The sequence below is a fragment of the Roseovarius sp. BRH_c41 genome, assembly GCF_000961715.1.
In the GTDB taxonomy this organism is placed as follows: domain Bacteria; phylum Pseudomonadota; class Alphaproteobacteria; order Rhodobacterales; family Rhodobacteraceae; genus Roseovarius.
The window spans coordinates 33562-58761 of record NZ_LADY01000047.1 but is presented as its reverse complement, the minus strand read 5'-3'; the positions used below and the strand labels follow the sequence as shown (position 1 = coordinate 58761).

The window sequence follows — 25200 nt, the reverse complement described above, 5'->3', positions numbered from 1 at the left end:
GCGCGGCGGCGCTTCGCGCCTTGATTCCGCGCTTTGGGCATTGAGGCTAATGTCCCCTTCAGGCCAAACCCGCCGCCTCTACTGCCCGGGCCGGAGCGGGTGCGGCACCGGGTCTTTGGCGCGCCAGAAATGTGCGCGAAAGATTTGCGCGTAGGAGCGATAGACATAGCCATCGTTGCGCCGCAGGTAGTGGTCGCGCCGTGCGGCATAGAGGGCGGGGAGGCGATACCATGGCACCTCCGGGTGCATGTGATGCACCACATGCAGGTTGTTGTTGAGAAAAATCCACGCGAGCGGGCCGCGATCCTCGATGACCACGGTGCGGCCACTGGCCCTCTCATGGGCGCGGTGTTCCAGAAATGTGCGGATTTTCAGCACCGCCAGCCCGAGCCAGACGGCGAGCAGATAGGCCCAGACCGGCATCGACGCAAAGCTGAGCCAGATAAGCACCAGCGCCACCGCCGGGATGTGCCAGAGCCATGCGTGGAGCACGGCACGGTTGCCTTGCTTGATGGCCTGCCAGTCAGCACGCAGGAAAATGGCCTGCGCCACCATCGGTCCGATCAGCATGCGCCCGGCCAGCGTGTTGTTGATCCGCAGGACCGCCCGCACCCAGAGCGGCAGGCGCGCCCAGACGGTGGGATCAAGGTAATTCGCCTCGGGGTCGTCATAGGGATCGGTGAGATATTCCTCGCGGTGATGCGCCAGATGGGTGTCGCGGAACCGCCCATAGGGAATCATCAGGCAGAGGCAGGGAAAAACCAGCGCCTCATTCAGGCGCTGCGACCGAAACGGATGGCCATGCAAGGCCTCGTGGCAGAGCGAGGAATGCAGGGCGATGGCGAGACCTGTTATGATGAGTCCCAAGGGCAGCCAGAGCGCTGCCGCCCATGTGGTGCCGATGATCCACGCGCCGTAGCAGGCCATGAGCAGTCCTAAAGTTGGCCATTCTACAGGCGTCTTATCCATGGCAACGCCCCCAATGGATACGCGACCACAGACGCTCGTAGACCAGATAGGTCGTGAAGCCGACCGCGGTATTGATCCCCGCCATCAGACCACCCGCTGCCAGCGATCCGGTCACAATCAGACCGACGCCTGCCATGACAAGCAGCCCGATCAGATTCCAGATCACCGCTTTGACGATGCTGCGCAATCGCGTCTCCATAATGCCTCCTGTGCTGTGAGAGATTGGGGACAGAGTGCTTGCGATTTTGCTAAGCCGCCATTTCGGAAATGGTTAACATTTCTCCGCAACTGTGATAATAATCATCACATGATAAAGAAAATCGACAAACGTTTGCGCGCCACACTGTTTCGCGCCCGGTTGGCTGAGGCGATGCGCCTGCGGCAGAGCAACCAAAGCGCCTTGGCGCGCAGCATCGGTGTGGATCGCTCGACTGTGTCGCAACTGCTCAAGGAGGAAACTGGTCGGCTGCCCAATGCGCAGGTTGTGGGCGAATGCGCCTCGGCGCTTGGGGTCTCGGCCGATTGGCTCTTGGGGTTGACCGACCGGCCCGAGACGGCTGCTGATATGCTGGCCAATACGCTATCGCTGACCGAGGCACCGCGCGCCTTGGTCGATGAACAGATTTTTGCCTGGCACAAGGAGGCGGCGGGTTACAAGATCCGCCATGTCCCTGCCGCGTTGCCGGACATGCTGAAAACGCGCGCCATGCTAGAGTGGGAATATGAGCCGCATCTCGGGCGCTCGACCGATCAGGCGATTGGCGCGTCCGAGGATCGCATGGCGTGGATGCGGGCGGCGCAATCGGACTATGAGATCGCCCTGCCGCTCTATGAGATCGAGAGTTTCGCACGCGGAGAAGGGTATTACCGTGGTTTGCCCGCCGCCATCCGCCGCGCGCAACTGGATCACCTGATCACTGTCACAACGCAGCTCTATCCCAGTCTGCGGCTCTATCTGTTTGACGCGCGCCGCGTCTATTCGGCCCCCGTGACAATCCTCGGCCCGCTTCTGGCAGTTCTCTATATCGGGCGGAATTACATGGTGTTTCGTGATCGGGAAAGAGTGCAGGCCATGACGCTGCATTTCGACAGTCTGGTGCGCGAGGCGTCGATCACGGCGCGGGCCTTGCCGGACCATTTACGCGGGTTGCGGGATGGGACGGTGGGTTAGGGCATGGCGTCGTGCTGACAGTGGCCCCAAGCGATCCGCGCGGCGTGCTTTGGGCTTGCGCCCAGGCTTGAGAGATTGGGGCCAACACCCGTGCTCAATAGGGCATCGGATGCGCCTTGTGGGTGGCGTCGAGATCGGTCAGCACCTCTTGGCTGAGCGTAATCTCCGCTGCGCCAAGGGCCAGATCGAGCTGTGCCATGTCGGTCGCGCCAAAGATGGCCGAGCAGAGGAAGGGCCGCGTCAGGCACCATGCGAGCGCCATTTGCACAGGGTGGAGACCGTGTGTCTGTGCGACCGCGTGGTAGGCTGCGACCGCCTCGAAGGCGCGCGGCGTCTTGCGCCCGCCAAGGTCGCCGTTGATTGCCATGCGCGAGCCGGCGGGTAGGGCGCCGTTCTGATATTTGCCGCTGAGCAGCCCCGCCGCGAGGGGGGAAAAGGCCAGAAGGCCCACATCCTCATTGACGCTGAGTTCGGCCAAGTCCGTGTCGTAGAGGCGGCACATCAGCGAGTATTCGTTCTGGAGGGACGCCGCGCGGGGCCCGTGGCCCGCCTCGGCCAGCCGCAGCCATTGCGCCATGCCCCAAGCGCTCTCGTTTGAGAGGCCGAAGGCGCGGATCGTGCCGCGTTCGACTTCACGCTGCATGGCCTCAAGCGCTTCGTGCATATGCGAGAGTGTGTCGTCGCGGTTCTGGCCGGAGGGGTCATAGTTCCAGTTCTGGCGGAACATGTAGCTGCCCCGGTTGGGCCAGTGGAATTGGTAGAGGTCGATGGTGTCGGTCTTGAGACGGCGCAGGGAGGTCTCAATGGCCTCAGGGATGGACTGGGCCGTGATCGGCGCGCCGTCGCGGGCGTGTTTGAAGCCCTTGCCGGAATGTTTGGTGGCGAGGATCACATCCGCGCGCCGCCCTGAGGCTGCGAACCAGTCGCCGATGATCTCCTCGGTGCGGCCGGTGGTTTCCGCGCTCATCGGGGTGGTGGGATACATCTCGGCGGTGTCGATGAAATTCACGCCGCGCTCCAGCGCGCGGTCGATCTCGGCATGGCCTTCGGCGGGGGTGTTCTGAGAGCCCCATGTCATCGAGCCAAGGCAGAGCGCGCTTACCTTGATCCCGGTCCGGCCCAAGGGTCTTTTCTGCATGGTGTCTCCTGCGGTTTGGGTTTTGGGGATGGGATAGGGGAGGAAGGCGGTGGAGGGAAGGGAGATGTTCAGCCATCCGGTCGCAAGGCAAGGCTGTTACGGGTCGCGGTAATGCGAGTGGGATTTAGCGGACATTCGTGCCTGATACGGGGAACTGCAAGTACGAGCCCTTTGCGGTCATTGTTTTCGTCATTAATCTAGCGGACACTTTGGTTCGTGCGGGTATACATTAATGATTTTGGTGCCGACGGTTTTTCCAAAAGGGAACGCGATTGATGACAGATGATAGGCTGTTTTTTCACTACTGCAGCACACAGACCGGATTTGCCATACTCCAGAAACGAGAGTTTAGACTTTCGGCTCTGTCTTCTGCGAACGATACACTTGAAGGTCGGGTTCTCGGCCGAGTGTTTACACAGCTTCTTCGCGAGACTGACCTGCCGCCGGAATTGGTAGATGTTGCGTCAGTAATTGTGGAGGGATACCCTGACTCAACCGAAGGCTTTGCCTTCTGCCTTTCAGAAAAGGGCGATCTCTTGAGTCAATGGCGCTCCTATGGTCGCGACGGGTCAGGGATTGCTATTGGGTTTTCGCCCGATGTTCTTGAGAAGGATTTTGGTGAAGTTAATTTTGGGGCAAAGTTCTATGAGCTGGTCAAGGTAGGCTATGGTGAAAAAGGTTTAAAAAATTCTCTCAAATCAATTGCAGATGCGGTGGGAGCAGAGTTCGCAAAGTTCGGAGTTTTTGCACGTCTGAAAGATGGAATGACGAAGGAGCGTGCTTTGCTGATGCTTGCTGATCGTGAGCGAGAAGCAAAGGTATTCGACAGCGCGAACGATGACGCATCGGAGCTTCTAGCTCGATTATTGAAATCCCTCGCTCCGCTTCATTTCCAAATATACGGAACCAAGCCAGAGCATTTCCATGAGGAATGTGAGTGGCGTTTGCTTCGCTATCGCCATAAGGTCGCGTTGCCAGACATCGAGTATTTTGCTGATGAACACTCGATTCGACCTTACATCACTTCCCTCGTCGCAGACCCAGCTAGAGAAGCGATTGAGGAAGTGATACTTGGCCCTAAGCACCGAACAAATCTAGAATGGATGCGGGCATTTTTGAATTCAGTCGGGTTGTCACATGTTCGGGTAAGGCGTTCTGCGATCGAAAGCTACAGGTGATGCCCCCGCAGACGAAAATACTCCTAGTCATAATGGATCGAATGCTCACTTTGTCCCCATTGCAGACCTTGCGGTGTATCGCGGCAAGTGTCCGCTTTGTCCCTCACCTCGGTCCCTAGTGCCGGACCGCCTGAGCCCTTGCGCGCCTGTTGTCAGGGAGGCAGCGTCTCGGGCCGTGTTCCCGCGCGACCTCAAACCCAAAAGCCAATCAGCCTTTTCTCAACGTGCCTCAGTGCCCATGCCCATGCCCATGGTCGTGATCGTGCCCGTGGTCGTCATCCAAGCTACCGTGCAACGCGAATTGCTCTAGCCCCGCGTCTTGGGCTTCGATCACGCTGAAGGTTTCGCGCACGCCCGCCTCGGTCAGTTCGCGGATCACGGTGAGGAGGGTGTTGGGCGTGTGATCTTCGCAGAGATCGAGCATTTGCGCCACTTCCTCGCGGGCGACGGGCAGGGCTGCGGCGAGGTCCGGCGCGCCGTAGATGTCGACGAAATGCTGGGCGAGGGCCGTGGTCAGGGTGGCAATCTCGGCCTCTTCGACTTGGGTCACGGCGACAAAGGTCACGCGGCCAAAGGTTTCGACCCCGAGCCAGCCGTTTGAAAACGCCTGCCGGGATTTGCCGGTGAGATCGGCCTCGGACCAATTCGAGAACTCGAACCCGCCCGAGATGCACCATTCGCCGGTGCGCGCGGGGCTGTGGTAGACGCGCTGATCGCTCTCGTCGAAATGGATAGCGCGGGCGAGTTTCATGGCTTGGTCTCCAACAGGGTGGTGAGCGGGATGAGGTGGGTGGTGTCATCGGCGCGCAAGAGCATGCCAAAGCGGTCGTCCACGCCCTGAAACGTGCCGGTGAGGCCGTTTTGCGTGACCTCCTCGCCCATGCGCCACGCGAGGCCGCGCCATTCGGCATGGAGCGCGCGGGGGCCCGCGTCCTCCCATGTGTTGATCCAGACGAGGCTATGGCGCGCCCAGGCTTCGAGCAATTCGACCGGGTCCATCTCGGCGCAGCCCTCATCATAGAGCGAGGTCTGGTCGGGTTGGTCGCCGGGGTGTTCCGCGATTTGCATCAGGGGCAGGTCGAGGCCGATCACCAGCCAGTCGGGTTCCTCCTCGGGGTCGGTGCCGCCTGCGGCCACGCGCAGCCGCCCACATGAGGCGCCGTTGAGGCGTATGGCCCCCGACCATTCGAGATGCACCGCCACCTCGGGCGGGGCGAGCGCGCCAAAGGCGTTTTGAAAGCCCACGCCGCAGGTGGGCAGCATCACCATCGCCTCGCCAAGCGGCACCTCGGGGGCGAGGACGATGGCGGCCATCAGGTGATTGGCGGTGAGGTTATGCACGATAAGGCCCGCATCGCAGCCTTGGGTCGCGAGGGTGCAGGCCATGTCAAAGGGGTGGGTCGCGCCGCTGACGGCGCGCCCTGACATCAGCGGAGGAAAGCTGGGCGTGGTCATGCCAGCCCTGCGTTGATGAGGTGGCGGGCCACCTCGCGGAAGGCCTGCGCCTGTGGGCTGTCGGGTTTCGAGACAACGATGGGCGCGCCGCCGTCCGAGGCCACACGAATGTCGAGATGCAGGGGGATTTCCGCCAGGAGCGGCACGCCCAGTTTCGCGGCCTCGGCGCGCACCCCGCCGTGACCAAAGACATGTTCTTCGTGGCCGCAGTTGGTGCAGATATGCGTGCTCATGTTCTCGATCATGCCCAGGACCGGCACATGCAGCTGATTGAACATGTCGATCCCCTTGCGGGCATCGAGGAGCGCCACATCCTGCGGGGTGGAGACGATGATCGCGCCGTCCACCTGCGCCTTTTGCGCCAGTGTCATTTGCACGTCGCCGGTGCCGGGTGGCAGGTCCACCAAGAGCACATCCAAAGCGCCCCATTGCACCTGCATCAGCATTTGTTGCAGCGCGCCCATCAGCATCGGGCCACGCCAGACCACGGCCTGGCCTTCGTTGGTCATCAGGCCGATGGACATCATCGTCACGCCATGGTTGCGCATCGGCAGGATGGTCTTGCCATCGGGGCTGGCGGGGCGGCCAGAGACGCCCAGCATACGCGGCTGGCTGGGACCGTAGACATCGGCATCCAAGAGGCCGACGCGCCTTCCCTCGGCGGCCAGTGCACAGGCGAGATTGGCGGAGACGGTGGATTTGCCCACGCCACCCTTGCCAGAGGCAATGGCGATCAAGTGGTTGACGCCGGGGACTTTTTCGGGGCCTTTCGGCTCTGCCTTGCGGGAGGGTTTGAGATCGGGCGGAGCCTTGGTCGAATGGCCGGTGAGCACGGCTGAGACCGAGTCGGCCCCTGCCAGTGCCTTGACCGCCGCTTCGGCGGCGTCGCGCACCGGGGTATAGGCCTGCGCCTTGGCCGGGTCGATTTCCAGCACGAAGCGCACGGTGCCGCCGTCGACGGTGAGGGCGCGCATGACGCCCGCCGACACGATGTCCGATCCGCTGACCGGGTCGGTTATGGTTTTGAGCGCCTCAAGGACGCTCTCCCTCGTCAATGCCACGTCAGTCCTGCCCTTTGATCTTGCCGGTCACGGTATGTTCGATGTCGAGACCATCGACGGTCAGAACCATTTTGGCGGTGAATTCCTGACCAGCGGTGGCGCCCTTCTTGCGCAGCCCATCTTCGATGGCCTGTTGCGAGGTGACGCCCACCTGTTTGAGGAATTTGCGCATCGACATGTTGAAATCGTCGCTCATCGGTTTCTCCCTTTGTTATTCAGAATGCTTGACGCCGATATAGGCGGTTTTCTAGGCTTGGGTATGCGCCTGTTGACGGATCTCTGCAATCGCCTGACCCGGATCGCGATGTTGTGGCTCGCGGTGGTGGTCTGGCTCTTGCCCGGTGTGGTGCGGGCCGATGACAAGCGCTTTCGCCTGAGCGCGCCGGTGGCCTTGGCCCAGAGTGGGCTGCTGGAGCATATCATTCCACGCTTTGCACTCAAGACCGGGGTGCGGGTCGAGGTGGTGGACGAGGGCGCAGAGGCCGAGATCACGCTGGGGTCGCAGGGGGAGCGCGCGGTGTTCGAGGGGGCGGGGGTGCTCTGGCGCATGGCGATTGAGGGCAAGCATCCGGGGGCGGCAAAGTTTGCCGATTGGCTGACGTCTGAGATCGGGCAGCGCACGGTGACGAGCTATGAGGTCGCGGGCGTTGCGCCCTTTCGCCTGCCGGAGATTGTTGAAGAGGCAGAGGTCGCGCAGAGCTTTGACGGGGATGCCGCGGTGGGAAAGCAGGCCTCGCTGCTTCTCTGTGGGCGCTGTCATGTAGTGGCCCCCGAGAACCGCATGAGCGCCATCGGTTCCACCCCGTCGTTTGCCGTGCTGCGCAGCTTTGCGGATTGGGATGCGCGGTTTCAGAGTTTTTACGCGCTCAGGCCGCATCCTGCCTTTACCCAAGTCGAGGGCGTGACCCAGCCCTTTGCCAGCCATCTGCCCTCGCCGATTTCGCCCATCGAAGTCAGTCTCGATGAGTTGGAGGCGATCATCGCCTATGTGGCGGGGCTGACCCCCGCCGATCTGGGCGCGCCGATCCAAGTTCAGTGATCCTTGCGCTTGGTCAGGTAATCTTCGGTGCGGCGCACGCGCGGGCGCTCGCCCATGGCAAAGGGATTGTCGGCGGAGTTGAACTGCGCGTTGATGCGGCAGCCCTCGCACATCTGGATCATGCGGGCGGCATCCGAGGTGGCGAACATGGCGTGTTTGCCCGCGAGTTTCTCGGTGATGCGGTTTATGGTCGCCTTGGAGCCAAAGAGCGTGCCGCATTCGACGCAGGCAAATGGCTCTTCCTCGTTCAGCACGACTTGGGTGAGGGCGCTATCGTCAAGGTTCATGCGCGGTTCGAGCGTGATCGCCTTTTCCGGGCAGATCGTGGCGCAGATGCCGCATTGCAGGCAGGCATCCTCTTGAAAGCGGAGTTGCGGTTTGTCTTCATTGTCCATCAGCGCGCCCGAGGGGCAGAGCGAGACGCAGGAGAGGCAGAGCGTGCAGGCGTCGGTATTGACCAGCACCGCACCGTATGGGGCGGCGGCGGGCAAAGGTAGGGTGCCGCCCGAGGGGTTGAGGGATTTGGCGGCAAGGCGCGCGACCTGACGGCGGCTGCCCATGGGCAGGACCGGGCTGGCGAGGGGGGCGGGCGGGGGTGCGCCATAGAGCGCATCGCAGAGCGCGTCGGGGTCGGTGAGGTCGAGGAGATGCACGGCGTCTGTGGCTGTGCCTGCCATGGCCTGTGCCAGCGGCACCTCTTGATCCAGTGCGTCGCGTTCGGTGGTGGGGGCGAGCAGGATTGCCACCTCGGCAAAGCCCGAGGCGAGGGCCGCGAGGATTTCTGCATGGCCAAAGCCCGCGAGCGCCGAAACCTCTAACGGGATCACATCGGCGGGCAACCCGCGCCCGTGGCGGGCGGCAAGGCGGATCATCTCGGTGCCGTGGGTGGCATCATGGACAAGCAGGCGCGGGGCGGTGCCGCCTGCGCGACGAAAGGCCTGCGCCAGCGTCTGAATGCGGCGAAAGGTCATGTCGGGCGGCGGCGCGTCATAGGTGATGGCCCCCGAGGGGCAGCGCGCGGCGCAGGCGCCGCAGCCCGCGCAGATCATCGGATCAATGCTGACGTGATCGCCATCCGGCGTGATCGCACCGGTGGGACAGATATCGAGACATTTGCTGCACCCGGTCTGTTCGGCGCGGGAATGGGCGCAGATCAGCGGCTCTAGCGCGACATAGAGCGGTTTTTCGAAGGTGCCGATCATCTGGGCGGCCTGAAATACCACGTCCGAGACCGCATGCAGGCTGCCGGGATCGGCGCGCAGGTAGCCGTCGCGCTTTTCGGGGGCGGGAAAGAAGGGCGTGCCGCCGCGCAGGTCAAGGAGCACGTCGCATTGCGTCTGCCCACCGTCGCGCGCCGCGGTCCAGCGTAGCGCGCCACGCCCGCCGGGATTGACCTGTTGCAGCGCGTCGATGCGCAGGTCAAACTGTCCCAGCGTGCCGTGCGCCTGCGTGATCCGGCCCCGGATGGTGTCGAAATCGCGCGCCTCGGGCGGGTCTATGTCGTCAGTCAAGAGCACCGTCACGCCCAAGAGGGGCGCCAGTTTTTCCGCAGCGGGCAAAACAACGTCAGACGCGCCGATGATAAGGCATAGACCCTCTGATATGACATCAAGGGTCTTTTCCGGCGGGATGGGCAGGCTGGCTTCGGCCAGAAGCGCGGCCATTTTGGGTAGTTTCGGGGCCGGATCGTCGGACCAGCCGGCCCTGTCGCGCAAGTCGAGGAATGCGGGGCTCTCTACCTCCAGATCAAGGGCCAGCTCCTCAAAGATGCGGCGTTCCTGAGCACAGCAAATAATAGCGTCGCCGGAGGCCATCGCCTTGGTCGCGGACTCGATTTCATCGGTGCAAAGCGCACTATGCAGGCGCGAACAGGTCAGACCTGTTGCCGTGGCGAGACCCTCGGGGTCAAGCGTCTGAGTGGCGGAACAATCGCACAAAATCAGGTGTTTAGGCATGTTTACCCCGGTGTTTGGCACGTCTGGGAAGCGGACCTGCGCGGTCTCGTTGCGCAGAGAGTAGGCATGATTCGAAGCGCCCGTAAACCGCAATTCGGATGGGGTGAGCGCGACGAGGGGGGTAAGATGACCCCCGATTTAATCCTGATTGATTCTGTTTGTTTTCAACATCTTGCCATGCGGCAGTGCAGCATGGACAGGGGCAAAGTGGACAATTTGTCCTGAAGCGATCGTAGCGCCGGGTGAGGTGGTCCAAAATGTCCGGATCGGACTTTATGTGGACTGTCGCACACAAAAATGGCTTTGCGCGGTCAGATAACTGGACCAATCTCGGGATTACGCAGCAAGGGGATGGCACGACAGCGTGACCCACAGCCACGACAAACAGATGATGGTGCCACTTGGTGTCGTCATGCGCAGAACGCCCGGTGTGACCCGTTGGGCGGCTTGGGCGTGGCGTGCGGTCGCGGTTCTGCCAGGGGCGTCGCCCGCCGACTGGCGTGAATTGCGGCGCGACGGTGACATGGTGGAGTATCACGCCGGAACCGTCATGCTGGATCTGCACCACACGCAGACAGAGGCCTATCTGAATGCCCTTGCCGCGCAGGTGCCATCGGTCTTTGTGATGTTGCGCAACCGTGTGGGGGCTGATCTTGCCGCTGCGCCCTTTGACGTGGTTCTGGTCACCGCCTCGCCATTCGAGGCGCAGGACTATGCGGATAATGGCGAAGATATCGTTGAAAAGGTGCCCATGCCCGAGGGGCTGGTGGCGCTGGTCCGCGACTTTATCGAGGCGCATCACGAGGAAGAAGTGTTCAAGAAGCGCCGCCGTGACAAACTGGGCGAAGGTCCGGCGCAGGATGGAATTGGCGATGCGCGCATCGTGCAGCCGCGCGATGTTTTTGCCACGCCGGAGCGCATGCGCCGGGGGAGGCTGAATTGAGCCGGGGGTTGGGTTTCTGGTCCCGCCGCAAGGCGCAGGTTGAAGCCGAGGCGCGCGAAGAGGCGCGGGCTGCGGACGTTCAGGATTTGGCCGCGCGTGAGGTCGAGCTGGCCGAGAAGACAGACGAGGAGCTCTGTGAGGAGCTCGGCTTGCCTGATCCCGATACGCTGCAATTGGGCGATGATTTTCGCGCCTTCATGGGCAAGGCGGTGCCGGAGCGGCTGCGTCGACGGGCGCTGCGGCGGTTGTGGGTCAGCAATCCGGTGTTGGCCAATATCGACGGGTTGGTCGATTATGCCGAAGATTACACCGATAGCGCCATGGTGGTGCCGGATATGAAGACCGCCTATCAGGTGGGCAAGGGCATGTTGGCGCATGTCGAGGAAATGGCCCGGCAGGCCGAAGCGCTGGCCAATCCGCCGGTCGCGGAGGAGGCGGTGGTCGAGGTGGACGTGGAGGAGCCGGAGGCCGAGGTGGCGCTGGCAGAGGTGGCGCCGGCAGACGTAGCATCTGACGTTGCGGACGCGGCTGATGAGGCGTCTGACCCGGTTGCCGCGCCGCGCCGCAGGATGCGGTTTCAATTCGAAAATCAGACCGGAGTATCCGCATGACCCAACAAGAGGCGATCATGACCCAAGAGACCGTGATGCCGGAGATTGCCGCCGAAGACCGTTTGCGTGCCGATCTCTACGATTTTCTGGCGGCCATTCTGGCGCGGTCACCGGGACAGGACATGTTGACCAAGACCGCCGGATTGAGCGGCGATGCCACCCCGATGGGCGAGGCTGTATCAGCGCTGGCGCGGGTGGCCAAGGTCAGCACGCCCGCAGGTGTCGAGCGCGAGTTCAATGCGCTGTTCATCGGCTTGGGCCGGGGCGAGTTGCTGCCCTATGCGAGCTATTACCTGACGGGCTTTCTCAATGAAAAGCCGCTTGCCGGATTGCGCCGCGACATGGCCGCGCGCGGCATGACGCGGGCGCAGAATGTCTATGAGCCCGAGGACAACATCGCCTCCTTGATGGAGATGATGGCGGGCCTCATTCGGGGGCGGTTTGGCAAGCCTGCGACGCTCAGCGATCAGCAGGCGTTCTTTGGCAAGCATATCGGCCCCTGGGCCGGGCATTTTTTCACGGATTTGGAGGCGGCGACCCATTCGGTTCTCTACGCTTCGGTCGGCGCGGTCGGTCGGGTGTTCATGGAGATCGAGGCGCAAGGCTTTCGAATGAGCGGGGCGTAAGCCCGTGACGCAACCGGCGGAGCGATCCGTCATAATGAGGGGAGGGAGACCTATATGACCCGGAAAACCGAGGCTGGCAGCAGCCGCCGTGATTTCCTCAAACTGGCTGCCACTGGCGCACCCGCAGTCGCGGTTGCAACCGTGGTGATGGCGGGCACGGCAGAGGCCGCAGAGCCTGATCTGACATCCAACGAGATGCAGGACACCGCGCATACCCGCGCCTATTTCGAGAGCGCCCGTTTCTAGGATCGGACGAAATCACCCGCCGCTGACGACTGGTTGCTTCAGGCCCGACTGTCAGAGGAAACCGCAGTACCCAGCCCAAGAGGGCCTAGGGAGGAGATAGAAACATGCTGAGGAAAAAGACCAACGGGGTTGCACGACGCCCCCAGCGGACCAGTATCCTGTCTGAGGTCGCCGGGTCGTCCGTCGATCGTCGCGCGTTCCTGCGCGGTAGCGGTCTGGCCATTGGTGGCCTGGCCGCGCTTGGTGCCATGGGGGGCACCGTGACCCGCGCCAATGCGCAGAGCGCCGCAAATGAGGCCGTAAAGACGGTGAAATCCGTCTGTACGCATTGCTCGGTCGGCTGCACGGTCGTCGCCGAAGTGCAGAATGGCGTCTGGACGGGACAAGAGCCCGGCTGGGACAGCCCGTTCAATCTGGGCGCGCATTGCGCCAAGGGGGCCGCAGTGCGCGAACACGCGCATGGCGAGCGCCGTCTCAAATATCCGATGAAAAAAGAAGGCGGAGAGTGGAAGCGCATCAGCTGGGAGCAGGCGATCAACGAGATCGGCGACGGCATGATGAAGATCCGCGAAGAGAGCGGCCCGGATTCTGTCTATTGGCTGGGATCTGCCAAGCATAATAACGAACAATCCTATCTCTTCCGCAAGTTCGCCGCCTATTGGGGCACGAACAACGTCGACCACCAAGCGCGGATCTGTCACTCGACGACCGTGGCCGGTGTTGCGAACACATGGGGCTACGGCGCCATGACCAACAGCTACAATGACATCCACAATTCCAAAGCCATCTTTATCATCGGCGGAAACCCGGCAGAGGCGCATCCTGTCAGCCTGCTGCATGTGCTGAAGGCCAAGGAGCAGAACAACGCGCCTTTGATCGTCTGTGACCCACGCTTTACCCGCACGGCGGCACATGCCGATGAATATGTGCGCATGCGTCCCGGTTCGGACGTGGCATTGATCTGGGGTATCCTCTGGCACATCTTCGAGAATGGCTGGGAGGACAAGGAATTCATCCGCACCCGCGTCTGGGGGATGGATCAGATCAAGGATGAGGTGGCCAAGTGGACGCCCGAAGAGGTCGAGCGTGTCACGGATGTTCCAGGCAGCCAGCTGCGCCGCGTGGCGCGGACGCTGGCCAACAACCGTCCGGGCACCGTGATCTGGTGCATGGGGGGCACGCAGCACACCACCGGCAACAACAACACCCGCGCGTATTGCGTTCTGCAACTGGCCCTTGGAAACATGGGTGTAGCGGGGGGCGGCACCAATATATTCCGCGGCCATGACAACGTGCAAGGCGCGACCGATCTGGGCGTTCTGGCGGACACGCTGCCCGGCTATTATGGTCTGGCGGAAGGCTCCTGGGCCCATTGGGCGCGAGTTTGGGACGAAGATCTTGACTGGTTGAAAGGCCGGTTCTCGGATGCCTCCTTTGGCGAAACCAAGATGATGAACCTCAACGGCATCACGGTTTCCCGGTGGATCGACGGTGTTCTTGAAGACAAGGAGAATATGGACCAGCCCAACAACGTGCGGGCCATGGTTCTCTGGGGTCATGCACCCAACAGCCAGACACGCGGCAAGGAAATGAAAACCGCGATGGAAAAGCTGGACATGTTGGTCGTGGTCGACCCGTTCCCGACGGTCTCTGCCGTCATGAACGACCGCACCGACGGTGTGTACCTGCTGCCTGCGACGACACAATTCGAGACGCGCGGCTCTGTCACCGCCTCGAACCGGTCGTTGCAATGGCGGGATCAGGTGATGGCTCCGCTGTTCGAGTCCAAGGTTGACCACGAGATCCTTGCGCTTTTTGCCAAGAAGTTCGGCTTTGATGACAAGATGTTCCGCAATATCGCGATGGATGACACCGGCGAGCCCAATGTCGAGGACATCACCCGCGAGTTCAATCGCGGCATGTGGACGATTGGCTATACAGGGCAATCGCCGGAGCGGCTCAAGCTGCATATGGCGAACCAGCACACCTTTGACCGCACCACGTTGCGCGCCAAGGGCGGTCCGGCCGATGGCGATTATTACGGTCTGCCATGGCCCTGCTGGGGCACGGCAGAGATGAACCATCCGGGCACGGCAAATCTCTATGATATGTCGTTGCCGGTCTCTCAGGGCGGTTTGACCTTCCGGGCTCGGTTCGGCGTCGAGCGTGAGGGTGACAATCTCTTGGCCGAGGGTGTCTATTCGGCTGGCTCGGAGATTCAGGATGGCTATCCCGAATTCACCATGCAGATGCTGGTGGATCTGGGTTGGGATGGCGATCTGACCGCGCAGGAGCGGGCCATGATCGACTGGGTGGCTGGTTTCCGCGATACGCGGCCGGGCACCGAGGAAGTCGGCGAAACCAGCCAGCAGGGCGAGTTGCCCTCGGATTACGCGGCAAAAGTGGGTGGCGTGAACTGGAAGACCGACCTCTCGGGCGGGATTCAGCGGGTGGCGATTGCGCATGAATGCGCGCCCTTTGGCAATGCCAAGGCGCGGGCCGTTGTGTGGACCTTCCCCGATCCGGTGCCGCTGCACCGCGAACCGCTCTACACGAGCCGTCGTGATCTGGTGGCGGATTACCCGACCTATGAGGACCGCAAGTTCTGGCGTCTGCCGACCATGTATGCCTCGATCCAGCAAAAGGACTTCTCGCAAGAGTATCCGATCATCCTCACGTCTGGCCGTCTGGTCGAGTATGAGGGCGGCGGGGACGAGACCCGATCCAACCCGTGGCTGGCCGAATTGCAGCAAGACATGTTCGTCGAAATCAACCCGCGCGATGCCAATAACATCGGTGTGCGGGATGGTGCGCAGGTCTGGGTCGAAGGCGCTGAAGGTGCCAAGGTCAAGGTCATGGCGATGGTGACAGAGCGGGTGGCAGAAGGCGTCGTCTTTATGCCGTTCCACTTTGGCGGTCATTTCGAGGGCAAGGATCTTCGGGAGAATTACCCCGCCGGGTCCGATCCCTATGTCTTGGGCGAAAGCACCAACACCGCACAGACCTATGGCTACGACTCGGTCACGCAGATGCAGGAGACCAAGTGTACTCTCTGCAAGATCATGCCAGCGTAAGGAGACAGAGACATGGCAAGAGCAAAGTTTCTATGCGACGCCGAACGCTGCATCGAGTGCAACGCCTGCGTCACGGCCTGCAAGAACGAGCACGAGGTGCCGTGGGGGATCAACCGCCGCAAGGTGGTGACGATCAACGACGGCAGCCCCGGTGAACGTTCGATCTCGGTGGCTTGCATGCACTGTTCGGATGCGCCCTGTATGGCGGTCTGTCCGGTGGATTGCTTCTACCAGAACGAGGAGGGCATCGTGTTGCACTCCAAGGATCTGTGTATCGGCTGCGGCTACTGCTTCTATGCGTGCCCGTTCGGTGCGCCGCAGTTCCCGCAGGCGGGCAATTTCGGTAGCCGGGGCAAGATGGACAAATGCACCTTCTGCGCCGGTGGTCCGGAAGAGAACCACTCGGAGGCCGAGTTCCAGAAGTATGGGCGCAACCGGATCGCCGAGGGCAAATTGCCCATCTGCGCCGAGATGTGCTCGACCAAGGCGCTGTTGGCAGGGGATGGCGACGTCGTGTCGGCCATCTACCGCGAGCGCGTCGTGGCCCGTGGTTTCGGCTCGGGTGCTTGGGGCTGGGGCTCTGCTTACGGTCAGCAGAGCGGCGGCTGATCGCGCTAATGCCGGTGCCGGAGGGTGACATGACCTTTGGCACCGGCCCGAACACAATCGGAAACCTCAAAAGCTTCCGATCTGATTTCTTTTGAAGAAATCGGATAAATCAGACTTAGATCGAGGACATCATGCGCGCATTTCTCAGCTTGGCTTTGTGTTTTCTGCTCGCACTGCCCGCCATGGCGCAGGACACGCCAACGACCACTGGGCCTGACCGGTCCGTCACCGGCGGCGCACAAACTCTGGACGATATTCTGGCCCGGCAGCGCGGCGAGAAGGTCGACGACAGTTTCCGCCGTGACGCCACCGGCAACCCGGATGACGCGGCGGGGATGGCGGGGCAGTTGGGCACTTTGGGCGGATCTTCGGATGCCGATGTGTGGCGCGCGCTGCGCTATGGGCTTGATGACGTCAAGGTCTCAACCGGCGGGCCGGAGGCGCGGGTGCTCATTCAGGACGGCGGCATGAACTGGCTGCAATTCCGCAAGGGGCCGCTGGCGACCTATGGCGCGTGGTTGCTGGGAGGCACGGTGGCGCTCTTGGCGCTGTTCTACCTCATTCGGGGCAGAATCCGCATTGACGGCGAAAAGACCGGGCGCACTGTGACGCGCTTTCAGGCGGTCGAGCGGTTTGGCCATTGGCTCATGGCGGGCTCTTTTGTCGTGCTGGCGATCACCGGGCTGCTCGTACTCTTTGGCCGTATGGTGGTCATTCCGCTGTTGGGGCACGAGGCGTTCTCGACCATCGCGATCGGGTCAAAATGGGTGCATAACAACATCTCATGGGCGTTTATGATTGGCCTCGTGATGGTGTTCTTCATGTGGGTTCTGCACAATATTCCCAACCGGACGGACCTGAAATGGTTGGCCGTGGGCGGCGGGATTTTCAGCAAGGGTGTGCATCCGCCCGCCAAGAAGTTCAACGCGGGTCAAAAGATGATCTTCTGGGCGGTGATCGTGTTTGGCGCGTCCATCTCAGCCTCTGGCCTGTCGCTGCTCTTTCCATTCGAATTGCCGATGTTTGCCAAGACCTTTGCCCTTCTCAATCAGACAGGATTGCCGCAGGCGGTGGGTTATGGCGAGTTGCCGGTGATGCTGGCGCCGCATGAGGAAATGCAACTGGCGACGCTCTGGCACAGCATCATGGCCTTTGTGCTGACCGCGATTATCCTCGCGCATATCTATATCGGCTCTGTCGGCATGGAGGGTGCCTATGATGCCATGGGCTCGGGCGAGGTCGAGGAGCAATGGGCGCGTGAGCATCATGGGTTGTGGCTCAAGGAATTGCAGGAAAAGGGCGAAGCGCCGGTTCACGGCAAGGCCGCCACACCTGCGGAGTAGCCATGCGTGCACGCGCCCTTGGTCTCTGGTTCTGGGCGCTGGCGGGGACAAGCCCGCTGGCGGCTGAGGAGTTTACCACACTCAAGGGGCATGGTGGGCCTGTCATGGGGCTAACAATCATGCCCGAGAGCGGGCAGGTGATTTCAGCCAGTTTCGACAATTCCGTGGGGCTGTGGCAGGGGCGCACGCCCCGCTGGTTGGAGGGCCATGCGGCAGCGGTGGTGACGGTCGAGGCACTGGAGGCCGGTCGGCTGGTGTCCGGGGGCGATGATTTCGCGGTGATCGTATGGGACATGGCGACCGGGCAGGGCACACGTCTGGAGGGGCACAAGGGCAAGATTGCGGCGCTTGATGTGTCGCCGGATGGGCAATGGATCGCTTCGGCCAGTTGGGATGGCTCGATCGGGATTTGGCCGGTGGCGGGGGGCAAGGGACGGTTTCTCACCGGGCATGACGGGGCGGTCAGCGATGTCGCCTTTGGCCGGGACGGAGCGCTCTTGTATTCCTCGTCAGCCGACGGGTCGTTGCGGGAATGGCGCTGGCACGAGGCGGGGGCTGCTCCGCGCGAGGTGCTCAATCAGGGATTTGGCATCAATCGGATCGTTCTGGGGCCGGACGATGCCTGGCTGGCCTATGGCGCGGTCGACGGGGCGACGCGGGTGGTCGACCCGAGGAGCGGTCAGCAGATCGCCGATTTCACGCTGGAGCGCCGGCCGGTTCTGTCGCTGGCCTATCACGCGGCAACCGCGCAATTGGCGGCGGGCGATGGGCAGGGCTATATCATGGTGATCGACACGGAGGATTGGACGATCACCCGCGATTTTCAGGCCATGGCGCGCGGCCCGGTCTGGGCGTTGGAATTTTCGCCGGACGGGCGTATGATCTATGCGGGCGGCCTGAGCGAGGTGGTCTATGGCTGGCCGGTGGACATGCTGGACAGTTATGATCCGGCGGGCGAAACAGAGCACAGTTTTCTGCGGCCTGCGCAGGAGATGGAGAATGGCGAGCGGCAATTCATGCGAAAATGCTCGATCTGCCACGCGCTGACGCCGCCACCCTCGCGCAAGGCGGGTCCGACCCTCTACGGTGTCTTTGGCCGTCGTGCCGGCACAGTGCCCGGCTATGCCTATTCCGAGATCCTCGACGGATCGGGGATCGTCTGGACTGACGACACCATTGACGCGCTTTTTGACCTTGGACCGGATCATTATATTCCCGGCTCCAAGATGCCGATGCAACGGATCACAGCGGCAGAGGACCGGCAGGATATGATCGACTATCTGCGCCGGGCGACCGCAACAAGAAGGAACTGAGAGAATGAAAGCAATGATTGCCGCCTTTGCAGCCTGCGCGGTGATTGCCGCCGCGGCCCCGACAGTCCTGCACGAGCTGGGCTATACGTCAGAGGCCAAGCGCGCAGGCGATGCGGTCCGGCTGGGTGACGCGGCCGAATGATGCCGCAACCTGCGCCCGAGGATACACGGGACGAATATGGTCAGAACCTTGCGCATGCGTCGGTGCTTATCATTGACGACGAACCGGGGATGCGCAATTTTCTGATCAAGACGCTGGGGCCAAGATGCCGCCATGTGGAGCAGGCGCGGTCCTGTGAAGAAGGGGCCATGATCCTCGATCAGGCGCATTTCGATCTGGTAATTCTCGACAATATCATGCCGGGCAAGACCGGCCTCGATTGGCTGGAGGAGCAGCGGCGTGTTGGGCTCTTTGCCGATACGATTCTGATCACCGCCTATGCCGATCTTGATACCGCGATCAAGGCGCTGCGCGCGGGGGTCACGGATTTTGTGCTCAAGCCGTTTCGCGCCAATCAGATTCTCAATGCTGTGGCGCGGGCGCTGGACCGCAAGTATCTGGCGCGCGAGAACTACCTCTTGCGGCATGAGTTGTCGGCGGGTGGGCAGGCGGCGCGCGGGCGGTTGCTTGGGAATTCGACTGCCATTCAGGCCGTGCGCGCGATGCTGGGAAAGCTGGCGGCGGCGCCCACCTCGGTGCTGTTTACCGGCGCAAGCGGGACCGGAAAAGAGATTGCGGCGCGCACCCTGCATGGATTATCGAACCGGGCTGACAAGCCTTTTGTCGCGGTCAATTGTGCCGCGATTTCGGCGGATCGCATCGCTGAGGAGCTGTTTGGCGTGGTCGAGGACGGGCGCGCGCGCAAGGACGGGCTTTTGCTTCATGCCGATGGTGGCACGCTCTTGCTCGACGAGGTGGCGCAACTGCCGGAACATGTGCAGGCGGCCTTGTTGCGGGTGCTGGAGGACAAGCGCATTCGCCCCATTGGGTCTGAACGGGAGATCCCGCTGAACCTGCGATTTCTCTTTGCCACCAATGCCGATCTGAAAGAGGCGGTGCGGTCTGGCCGTTTCCGGGCTGATCTCTATCACCGGATCAATATCGTCAATGTCCAGATGCCAAGCCTCAAGGAGCGTCAGGAGGATATTGTCGAACTGGCGGCGCTTTTCATGAGCGAGTTTGCCGGTGCGCTGGGCATGCCGGTGCTCGATCTCGATGCTGAGGTTCTGCTCAAGCTCAGCCGCTACGATTGGCCCGGCAATGTGCGCGAATTGCGCAATCTGATTGAGCGGTCGGTGATCCTTGGGGCCCTTCCAGAGGAATTCGCGGGCTCTGGCCGGGAGGGAGGCGAACCAGCGCTAGAGACGCTGGAACATGTGGAGCAGCGCCACATCATGGCCGTGCTCGATTCCTGCGGCGGCAATCGGGCGGAAGCGGCGCGGCGTCTGGGCGTGGCGCGCAAGACGATTGACCGAAAATGCGCGGCTTGGGGAGTCTGAGCCTGACTATCTGGGCGCGCGGGCGCGGGCGGCCATGACATCGCGCCCAAGGGTGAGCGTATAGGCCTCTAGTTCGGTCAGCGCCGTTTGGGCGGCCTCGGCCTCAGACCCGGCGAGCGCATCGGCGATGCGGGTGTGAAAGCCAACGATTGCCTCGCGCGACCGGGCCGTGAAGGTGATCATGTTCATCAAGGGTTGCATCGCCTCGACCGCACCTGCGAGTTGATAGCTGAGCACCGGGTTGCCCGCGCTGTCCACCAACGCGCGGTGAAAGGCCACGTCAGAGGCGCAAAAGCTCTCGTCGGTCAGTCCCGGTTGCCCTTGGCGATGGATCTCGGCGCGCATGGTGGCCAGGGTATCGGGTGTGCGGCGCTGGGCGGCAAGTGGCGTGCAGGCGCGTTCCAGCGCATAGCGCGCTTCGCAGGCGACATCAAAGCTGATGGCGTTCATGCTGAGCAGCAGCGTAGCGGTGGTGATCTGTTGGCCGTAAGCCTCGGTGTAGCTGAGGCGGTTGACGAAGGCACCACCAAATGCGCCGCGCTGGGTGCGAATGAGCGATTGCGCCGCCAGCCGCTTGAGCGCCTCGCGCACGGTGGGGCGCGACACCGCGAAGTGATCGGCAAGCTCTGCCTCGGAGGGCAGGCGTTCGTCGACGATGAGTTGACCCGAGACAATCGCATCGCGGATTGCCTCGGCTATCTGGGCCGAAAGGTCGGCTTTGTTATCCGGATCAATTTTCATTTGTCATACATTTAAATGTCTGACAATTTAAACGCAAGAGGTGAGTCGCAGGGAGAGCGCGATGATTGCAGCACGGGTCAGGCGGATGGGGGGAGGGCACTGGCTGGTGCTGTTCGGTCTCATTCTGGGGGCCTGGGGGCTGCTGTATGCCATGGCGCTGCCGCAGGATTTGCGCGACGGGGCGGTGATTTACGGGGCGGATTTCCTGCAAAGCCTGTGCATCGTGACGCCCGATGCCGCCGGATTTGGACGGATTGCCCTCATGTGGGCGCTGATGTCGGCGGCGATGATGGCCCCCACGGCGCTGCCCGCATTCGCCACTTACGAAGAGTTGAGCCACACTGGCGAAACGCGGTTTGGCGCGTTGGTGGCGGGGTATCTGGGCGTTTGGCTGGGGTTTTCGATCCTTGCGGCGGGGGCACAAATGGCGCTGTTTCAGGCGGGGTTGCTGACGGCGTTCGGCGATAGCCGCTCTGGCGTCTTGTCGGCGGGGCTGCTGGCCGTGGCCGGGGCCTATCAGTTCAGCCCGGTCAAGGAGGCCTGCCTGTCGAAATGCCGCCGCCCGCTGTCGTTCTTCATGCAGCATTGGGATGAGGGCGCGTGGCGCAACGGGGTGCGGCTGGGTCTTGTGTGTCTTGGCTGTTGCTGGGCGCTGATGGCGCTGGCCTTTGTTGGGGGGGTGATGAACCTCGCCTTCATGGGGTTGGCGACGGTGATCATGGTTCTGGAAAAACTGCCCGATCTCGGGCGCTATCTGACCCGGCCCTTGGGGGCCGGGCTGACGGCGGCGTCGGTCTGGGTTCTGTTCACGTCAATCTGAAAGAGGAGGCTGGAAAATGGCTTTGGATACGTTGGGCACGGTGCCCTGGGCGATCAAGGGGGAGTTGATCCTCAACTGCAACTGCACGGTATTCTGCCCCTGCGTGGTCTCTTTGGGCAAACATGCGCCCACCGAGGGATATTGTCAGGCGTGGTCGGGCGTGCGCATCGACGAGGGTCACTATGGCGACGAGGACCTGAGCGGCCTCAACGTCGGTCTGATGCTGGAAATCCCCGGTCTGATGGCGCGCGGCAACTGGAAGGCGGCGGCCTTTATCGACGAGCGCGCGAGCGAGGCCGGGTACGTGGCGCTGGTCAATATCTTTTCCGGCAAGGCGCGCGGCACGACCGGCCTCTTTGGGGTGCTGGTCAGCGAGTTTCTGGGCGCTGAGCGCGCGCCGGTCATTTTCGAGACCGAGGGCAATGCACGCCGCCTGATGGTGGGCAAGATGATCCAAGGCGAAGTGGTGCCGGTGCCGGGCCACAAGGGCGAGGATATCGTCGTCACCAACACCGAATACTGGATGGGCCCCGACATCACCGTCGCCACCGCCACCAAGGGCCGCGTACGCGCCTTTGGCCGGGTGTGGGATTTCGACGGGCGCAGCGCGGAAATCTGCCAGATTGATTGGAAAGGTCCGCGCTGATGCTGCTGGCGGCGGATCATGTGCGCCTGATGGCGCGCTATAATGCCTGGCAGAACGCGCAGATCATGCGCGCCGTGGATGGCGTGAGCCGCGCGGTGCTGACCGAGGATCACGGGGCTTTCTTTGGCTCGATCCTCGGCACGCTCAACCATATCCTCTGGGCGGACCGGCTCTGGCTGCATCGGTTCGGGGCCAAGGTCGCGGCGCCGGAGGGCGGAATGGCCGAGAGCACGACACTCACGCCGACGGGGGCGGCGTGGGGCGCGGAGCGGTTCGCCACCGATGGGGCGCTCCGGCTCTGGGCGCGGGGCCTGCACAGCATTGACCTTACCGGCGATCTGACATGGTTTTCTGCCATCAAGGGCGCAGAGGTCAGCCGCCCGAGGGCGATGTGCATCACCCATTTCTTTAACCATCAAACCCACCACCGGGGGCAGGTCCATGCGATGCTGACGCGCGCTGGGCTGCCCGCCCCGGTCACCGATCTTGTTTTCATGCCTGAGGAGGCTTTATGAGCGCACCCCTTTTGTCCCTGTCACGCCGGTTGCGTCGCACGCCTTTTTCAGAAGGGGTCGAAGCGGCGGGGGTCAAGGCCTATACGGTCTATAACCACATGCTCTTGCCCACGGTGTTCCGTTCGGTTGAGGAAGATTATCGCCACCTGAAGGACGCGGTGCAGGTCTGGGACGTGGCCTGCGAGCGGCAGGTGGAATTGCGCGGCCCGGATGCGGCGAAGTTGATGCAGATGCTGACGCCCCGCGACTTGCGCGGCATGACGGCCGGGCAGTGCTATTATGTGCCCATCGTCGATGAGACTGGCGGCATGCTCAACGATCCGGTGGCGGTCAAGCTGGCCGAAGATCGCTGGTGGATTTCGATTGCGGATTCGGACCTGCTCTATTGGATCAGGGCCACGGCACATGGATGGCGGCTGGATGTGTTGGTGGATGAGCCGGACGTGAGCCCGCTGGCGGTGCAGGGGCCGCGCGCCGATGATCTGATGGCGGCGGTTTTTGGCGATGCGGTGCGCGACCTGCGCTTTTTCCGGTTTGGGCATTTCGATTTTCAGGGCCGTGACATGGTGATCGCGCGTTCGGGCTATTCCAAGCAGGGCGGGTTTGAGATCTATGTCGAGGGCGGCGATATCGGTATGCCGCTCTGGCATGCGCTGATGGAGGCCGGCAAGGGCATGGATGTCCATGCCGGATGCCCCAATCTGATCGAGCGGATCGAGGGCGGATTGCTGAGCTATGGCAATGACATGACCGACGACAACACGCCGCATGAATGCGGATTGGGCAAGTTCTGCAACACTCATACGGCGATCGGGTGTATCGGGCGGGATGCCCTGCTACGGGTGGCCAAGGAAGGGCCGGTGCAGCAAATCCGTGCACTGGAGATCGAAGGAGCGGCTGTGCCACGCTGTGACCGGTGGTGGCCGGTGATGGCGGGAGGCAAGCGCGTGGGCCGGGTCAGTTCGGCAACGTGGTCGCCGGATTTCGGGGCGAATGTGGCGATCGCAATGGTGCGAATGACGCATTGGGATGCCGGGACAGAGGTGACGGTCGAGACCCCGGAGGGGCCGCGCGCCGCACGGGTTCGAGAGAAGTTCTGGACCTGAGAGGGGATGGGGGCGCTGCCCCCGCCGCCCGTACCGGGCGTCCCCCCGAAGTATTTTGGGCCAGATGAAGCGGGGCGTAACGCCTGCATGACAGAAGGAGAATGAAATGTTCAAGGCATTGGTCGTCGAGAAAGACGCAGAGAGCGGTAAGACAGCCGCTGCGGTGAAGACCTTGACGTTGGACGATTTGCCGGACGCCGAGGTGACGGTGGCGGTCGAATATTCCACGGTGAATTACAAGGACGGGCTCTGCATCGGGCCGGGCGGCGGTCTGGTGCGGTCCTATCCGCATGTGCCGGGGATTGATTTCGCGGGCACGGTCGAGGCAAGTTCTGACGACCGTTACAAGCCCGGTGACAAGGTGGTTTTGACCGGCTGGCGCGTCGGCGAGGCGCATTGGGGCGGCTATTCCCAAAGGGCGCGGGTGCGCGCCGACTGGCTAGTGCCCTTGCCCGAGGGGCTGGATACGCGGGCGGCGATGGCGGTGGGCACCGCTGGCTTTACCGCGATGCTGGCGGTGATGGCGCTCGAGGATCACGGGCTGGTGCCGGGGCATGGCGAGGTGCTGGTCACCGGGGCTGCGGGCGGCGTGGGATCCGTGGCCACGGCCATTCTGGCGCATCTGGGGCATGAGGTGGCCGCTGTGACTGGTCGGCCTGAGCAGGAGGCCTACCTGCGTGAATTGGGTGCCAGCCGCATCGTGCCGCGTGAGGAGTTGGCCGAGACGGTCAAGCGACCGCTCGAGAGCGAGAACTGGACGGGTTGCGTCGATGCCGTGGGCGGCGCGATGCTAGCGCGGGTTCTCGGCCAGATGAAATATGGCGCAAGTGTTGCCGCCGTGGGGTTGGCGGGGGGCGCGGGCCTGCCTGCGACGGTCATTCCGTTCCTGTTGCGCGGCGTCAATCTCTTGGGGATCGACAGCGTGATGCAGCCCTATGCAAACCGTCTGCGGGCCTGGGAACGGATCGCGCGAGACCTGCCGATGGACAAGCTCGAGGCGATGATCACGCCTGCCATCTTGGCAGATCTGCCGCGTTTGGGGGCGGATATTCTGAAGGGGCAGGTCAAGGGCCGGGTTGTGGTCGATCTGAACGGCTGAGACTTGCCAAAGCGTCTCGCCCCCGCTAGCCATTGCGGGCGG

At 62.5% G+C, this 25200-nt stretch carries 27 protein-coding genes; 18 read left to right on the top strand and 9 right to left on the bottom strand.

The genetic code is table 11. From position 1 onward, the window contains the following. Positions 1-78: 78 nt before the first annotated feature. Together VR71_RS13590 and VR71_RS13585 are read right to left on the bottom strand one after the other, a co-directional pair. Positions 79-969 (bottom strand): fatty acid desaturase, encoded by an 891-nt coding sequence (locus VR71_RS13590; protein WP_040650529.1) that lies wholly within the window; start codon positions 967-969, stop codon positions 79-81. Further along, positions 962-1168, bottom strand: coding sequence for a DUF2061 domain-containing protein (locus tag VR71_RS13585; protein ID WP_009817700.1), 207 nt, complete (start codon positions 1166-1168; stop codon positions 962-964). The genes VR71_RS13590 and VR71_RS13585 overlap by 8 nt, the downstream gene beginning before the upstream one ends. Before the next feature lie 108 nt (positions 1169-1276). On the opposite strand from VR71_RS13585, the gene VR71_RS13580 reads away from it, so the two are divergent. Next, positions 1277-2140, top strand: coding sequence for a helix-turn-helix transcriptional regulator (locus tag VR71_RS13580; RefSeq protein WP_045684783.1), 864 nt, complete (start codon positions 1277-1279; stop codon positions 2138-2140). A 94-nt stretch (positions 2141-2234) separates the two neighbouring features. Here VR71_RS13580 and VR71_RS13575 read toward each other — a convergent pair whose 3' ends face one another. After that, entirely contained in the window at positions 2235-3278 is a 1044-nt protein-coding gene (locus VR71_RS13575) for an aldo/keto reductase (RefSeq protein ID WP_045684781.1), read from the bottom strand. 275 nt (positions 3279-3553) lie between these two features. Here VR71_RS13575 and VR71_RS13570 point away from each other — a divergent pair, with 275 nt between their 5' ends. Next, a complete protein-coding gene (locus VR71_RS13570; protein ID WP_045684779.1) occupies positions 3554-4456 on the top strand; it encodes a DUF2971 domain-containing protein in 903 nt (300 codons plus the stop codon). 229 nt (positions 4457-4685) lie between these two features. Here the strand turns inward: VR71_RS13570 and VR71_RS13565 are convergent, their stop codons facing one another. The 4 genes from VR71_RS13565 to VR71_RS13550 are packed head-to-tail and all read right to left on the bottom strand — an operon-like array spanning position 4686 to position 7168. Continuing rightward, complete coding sequence (locus VR71_RS13565; protein ID WP_045684776.1) at positions 4686-5207, bottom strand: DUF6505 family protein; 522 nt, start codon at positions 5205-5207, stop codon at positions 4686-4688. Further along, on the bottom strand, positions 5204-5911 hold the full coding sequence (locus VR71_RS13560; protein ID WP_045684774.1) for a biotin/lipoate--protein ligase family protein: 708 nt from the start codon (positions 5909-5911) through the stop codon (positions 5204-5206). The genes VR71_RS13565 and VR71_RS13560 overlap by 4 nt, the downstream gene beginning before the upstream one ends. Next, positions 5908-6972 (bottom strand): iron-sulfur cluster carrier protein ApbC, encoded by a 1065-nt coding sequence (gene apbC / locus VR71_RS13555; RefSeq protein ID WP_045684771.1) that lies wholly within the window; start codon positions 6970-6972, stop codon positions 5908-5910. Before apbC ends, VR71_RS13560 begins: the two co-directional genes overlap by 4 nt. 1 nt (position 6973) lies before the next feature. Then, positions 6974-7168, bottom strand: coding sequence for a DUF6494 family protein (locus VR71_RS13550; RefSeq protein ID WP_009817707.1), 195 nt, complete (start codon positions 7166-7168; stop codon positions 6974-6976). A gap of 63 nt (positions 7169-7231) precedes the next feature. Between VR71_RS13550 and VR71_RS13545 the strand changes: the two genes are divergently transcribed. Continuing rightward, entirely contained in the window at positions 7232-8011 is a 780-nt protein-coding gene (locus VR71_RS13545) for a hypothetical protein (protein ID WP_045684986.1), read from the top strand. Here VR71_RS13545 and VR71_RS13540 read toward each other — a convergent pair. Then, positions 8005-9966 carry a 4Fe-4S binding protein gene (locus VR71_RS13540; RefSeq protein WP_045684768.1) on the bottom strand — a complete coding sequence of 654 codons (1962 nt, stop codon included), beginning with the start codon at positions 9964-9966 and terminating at the stop codon, positions 8005-8007. The two genes, VR71_RS13545 and VR71_RS13540, sit on opposite strands and share 7 nt — an antisense overlap. A gap of 388 nt (positions 9967-10354) precedes the next feature. On the opposite strand from VR71_RS13540, the gene VR71_RS13535 reads away from it, so the two are divergent. The 10 genes from VR71_RS13535 (at position 10355) to VR71_RS13495 (ending at position 20231) form a co-directional block, all read left to right on the top strand. Continuing rightward, on the top strand, positions 10355-10909 hold the full coding sequence (locus VR71_RS13535) for a DUF3305 domain-containing protein (RefSeq protein WP_045684766.1): 555 nt from the start codon (positions 10355-10357) through the stop codon (positions 10907-10909). Next, on the top strand, positions 10906-11520 hold the full coding sequence (locus VR71_RS13530) for a DUF3306 domain-containing protein (protein ID WP_045684764.1): 615 nt from the start codon (positions 10906-10908) through the stop codon (positions 11518-11520). Before VR71_RS13535 ends, VR71_RS13530 begins: the two co-directional genes overlap by 4 nt. Further along, the gene (locus VR71_RS13525; RefSeq protein WP_045684762.1) at positions 11517-12146 is read left to right on the top strand and encodes a molecular chaperone; all 630 of its coding nucleotides are present in this window, start codon (positions 11517-11519) and stop codon (positions 12144-12146) included. The genes VR71_RS13530 and VR71_RS13525 overlap by 4 nt, the downstream gene beginning before the upstream one ends. A gap of 54 nt (positions 12147-12200) precedes the next feature. After that, positions 12201-12392: a ubiquinol-cytochrome c reductase iron-sulfur subunit N-terminal domain-containing protein gene (locus VR71_RS13520; RefSeq protein WP_009817713.1), complete on the top strand. Its 192-nt coding sequence runs from the start codon at positions 12201-12203 to the stop codon at positions 12390-12392. 104 nt (positions 12393-12496) lie between these two features. Continuing rightward, positions 12497-15466 carry a formate dehydrogenase subunit alpha gene (locus VR71_RS13515; protein ID WP_009817714.1) on the top strand — a complete coding sequence of 990 codons (2970 nt, stop codon included), beginning with the start codon at positions 12497-12499 and terminating at the stop codon, positions 15464-15466. A 12-nt stretch (positions 15467-15478) separates the two neighbouring features. After that, positions 15479-16075: a formate dehydrogenase FDH3 subunit beta gene (gene fdh3B, locus VR71_RS13510; protein WP_008279844.1), complete on the top strand. Its 597-nt coding sequence runs from the start codon at positions 15479-15481 to the stop codon at positions 16073-16075. A 182-nt stretch (positions 16076-16257) separates the two neighbouring features. Continuing rightward, complete coding sequence (locus VR71_RS13505; RefSeq protein WP_254656478.1) at positions 16258-17418, top strand: formate dehydrogenase subunit gamma; 1161 nt, start codon at positions 16258-16260, stop codon at positions 17416-17418. A 2-nt stretch (positions 17419-17420) separates the two neighbouring features. Then, on the top strand, positions 17421-18731 hold the full coding sequence (locus tag VR71_RS13500) for a c-type cytochrome (protein WP_045684758.1): 1311 nt from the start codon (positions 17421-17423) through the stop codon (positions 18729-18731). A 4-nt stretch (positions 18732-18735) separates the two neighbouring features. Continuing rightward, positions 18736-18873 carry a hypothetical protein gene (locus VR71_RS25050; protein ID WP_009817717.1) on the top strand — a complete coding sequence of 46 codons (138 nt, stop codon included), beginning with the start codon at positions 18736-18738 and terminating at the stop codon, positions 18871-18873. After that, complete coding sequence (locus VR71_RS13495; RefSeq protein WP_045684756.1) at positions 18870-20231, top strand: sigma-54 dependent transcriptional regulator; 1362 nt, start codon at positions 18870-18872, stop codon at positions 20229-20231. The genes VR71_RS25050 and VR71_RS13495 overlap by 4 nt, the downstream gene beginning before the upstream one ends. Before the next feature lie 6 nt (positions 20232-20237). On the opposite strand, the gene VR71_RS13490 is transcribed toward VR71_RS13495, so the two are convergent. After that, entirely contained in the window at positions 20238-20972 is a 735-nt protein-coding gene (locus tag VR71_RS13490; RefSeq protein ID WP_009817719.1) for a FadR/GntR family transcriptional regulator, read from the bottom strand. A 61-nt stretch (positions 20973-21033) separates the two neighbouring features. Here VR71_RS13490 and VR71_RS13485 point away from each other — a divergent pair, with 61 nt between their 5' ends. The 5 genes from VR71_RS13485 (at position 21034) to acuI (ending at position 25158) form a co-directional block, all read left to right on the top strand. Further along, positions 21034-21792: a DUF2182 domain-containing protein gene (locus VR71_RS13485; protein WP_296430409.1), complete on the top strand. Its 759-nt coding sequence runs from the start codon at positions 21034-21036 to the stop codon at positions 21790-21792. A 16-nt stretch (positions 21793-21808) separates the two neighbouring features. Further along, positions 21809-22438, top strand: a complete 630-nt coding sequence (locus tag VR71_RS13480; RefSeq protein ID WP_045684751.1) for a DUF1326 domain-containing protein — start codon at positions 21809-21811, stop codon at positions 22436-22438. Continuing rightward, the gene (locus tag VR71_RS13475; protein WP_045684749.1) at positions 22438-22953 is read left to right on the top strand and encodes a DinB family protein; all 516 of its coding nucleotides are present in this window, start codon (positions 22438-22440) and stop codon (positions 22951-22953) included. The genes VR71_RS13480 and VR71_RS13475 overlap by 1 nt, the downstream gene beginning before the upstream one ends. Next, entirely contained in the window at positions 22950-24059 is a 1110-nt protein-coding gene (locus VR71_RS13470; RefSeq protein WP_045684747.1) for a dimethylsulfoniopropionate demethylase, read from the top strand. The genes VR71_RS13475 and VR71_RS13470 overlap by 4 nt, the downstream gene beginning before the upstream one ends. A gap of 106 nt (positions 24060-24165) precedes the next feature. Further along, entirely contained in the window at positions 24166-25158 is a 993-nt protein-coding gene (gene acuI, locus VR71_RS13465; protein WP_045684745.1) for an acryloyl-CoA reductase, read from the top strand. Positions 25159-25200: the final 42 nt, after the last annotated feature.

Bases quoted from the DNA above. Each gene is read 5' to 3' on its own strand.
- VR71_RS13535 (WP_045684766.1), top strand. From the start codon at position 10,355: ATGATGGTGCCACTTGGTGTCGTCATGCGCAGAACGCCCGGTGTGACC.
- VR71_RS13565 (WP_045684776.1), bottom strand. From the start codon at position 5,207: ATGAAACTCGCCCGCGCTATCCATTTCGACGAGAGCGATCAGCGCGTC.
- VR71_RS13475 (WP_045684749.1), top strand. From the start codon at position 22,438: ATGCTGCTGGCGGCGGATCATGTGCGCCTGATGGCGCGCTATAATGCC.
- VR71_RS13505 (WP_254656478.1), top strand. From the start codon at position 16,258: ATGGCGCAGGACACGCCAACGACCACTGGGCCTGACCGGTCCGTCACC.
- VR71_RS13570 (WP_045684779.1), top strand. From the start codon at position 3,554: ATGACAGATGATAGGCTGTTTTTTCACTACTGCAGCACACAGACCGGA.
- VR71_RS13490 (WP_009817719.1), bottom strand. From the start codon at position 20,972: ATGAAAATTGATCCGGATAACAAAGCCGACCTTTCGGCCCAGATAGCC.
- VR71_RS13550 (WP_009817707.1), bottom strand. From the start codon at position 7,168: ATGAGCGACGATTTCAACATGTCGATGCGCAAATTCCTCAAACAGGTG.
- VR71_RS13500 (WP_045684758.1), top strand. From the start codon at position 17,421: ATGCGTGCACGCGCCCTTGGTCTCTGGTTCTGGGCGCTGGCGGGGACA.
- VR71_RS13485 (WP_296430409.1), top strand. From the start codon at position 21,034: ATGATTGCAGCACGGGTCAGGCGGATGGGGGGAGGGCACTGGCTGGTG.
- VR71_RS13495 (WP_045684756.1), top strand. From the start codon at position 18,870: ATGATGCCGCAACCTGCGCCCGAGGATACACGGGACGAATATGGTCAG.
- VR71_RS13560 (WP_045684774.1), bottom strand. From the start codon at position 5,911: ATGACCACGCCCAGCTTTCCTCCGCTGATGTCAGGGCGCGCCGTCAGC.
- VR71_RS13470 (WP_045684747.1), top strand. From the start codon at position 22,950: ATGAGCGCACCCCTTTTGTCCCTGTCACGCCGGTTGCGTCGCACGCCT.
- VR71_RS13590 (WP_040650529.1), bottom strand. From the start codon at position 969: ATGGATAAGACGCCTGTAGAATGGCCAACTTTAGGACTGCTCATGGCC.
- VR71_RS13480 (WP_045684751.1), top strand. From the start codon at position 21,809: ATGGCTTTGGATACGTTGGGCACGGTGCCCTGGGCGATCAAGGGGGAG.
- VR71_RS13545 (WP_045684986.1), top strand. From the start codon at position 7,232: ATGCGCCTGTTGACGGATCTCTGCAATCGCCTGACCCGGATCGCGATG.
- fdh3B (WP_008279844.1), top strand. From the start codon at position 15,479: ATGGCAAGAGCAAAGTTTCTATGCGACGCCGAACGCTGCATCGAGTGC.
- VR71_RS25050 (WP_009817717.1), top strand. From the start codon at position 18,736: ATGAAAGCAATGATTGCCGCCTTTGCAGCCTGCGCGGTGATTGCCGCC.
- VR71_RS13585 (WP_009817700.1), bottom strand. From the start codon at position 1,168: ATGGAGACGCGATTGCGCAGCATCGTCAAAGCGGTGATCTGGAATCTG.
- VR71_RS13540 (WP_045684768.1), bottom strand. From the start codon at position 9,966: ATGCCTAAACACCTGATTTTGTGCGATTGTTCCGCCACTCAGACGCTT.
- acuI (WP_045684745.1), top strand. From the start codon at position 24,166: ATGTTCAAGGCATTGGTCGTCGAGAAAGACGCAGAGAGCGGTAAGACA.
- VR71_RS13520 (WP_009817713.1), top strand. From the start codon at position 12,201: ATGACCCGGAAAACCGAGGCTGGCAGCAGCCGCCGTGATTTCCTCAAA.
- VR71_RS13525 (WP_045684762.1), top strand. From the start codon at position 11,517: ATGACCCAACAAGAGGCGATCATGACCCAAGAGACCGTGATGCCGGAG.
- VR71_RS13580 (WP_045684783.1), top strand. From the start codon at position 1,277: ATGATAAAGAAAATCGACAAACGTTTGCGCGCCACACTGTTTCGCGCC.
- VR71_RS13575 (WP_045684781.1), bottom strand. From the start codon at position 3,278: ATGCAGAAAAGACCCTTGGGCCGGACCGGGATCAAGGTAAGCGCGCTC.
- VR71_RS13515 (WP_009817714.1), top strand. From the start codon at position 12,497: ATGCTGAGGAAAAAGACCAACGGGGTTGCACGACGCCCCCAGCGGACC.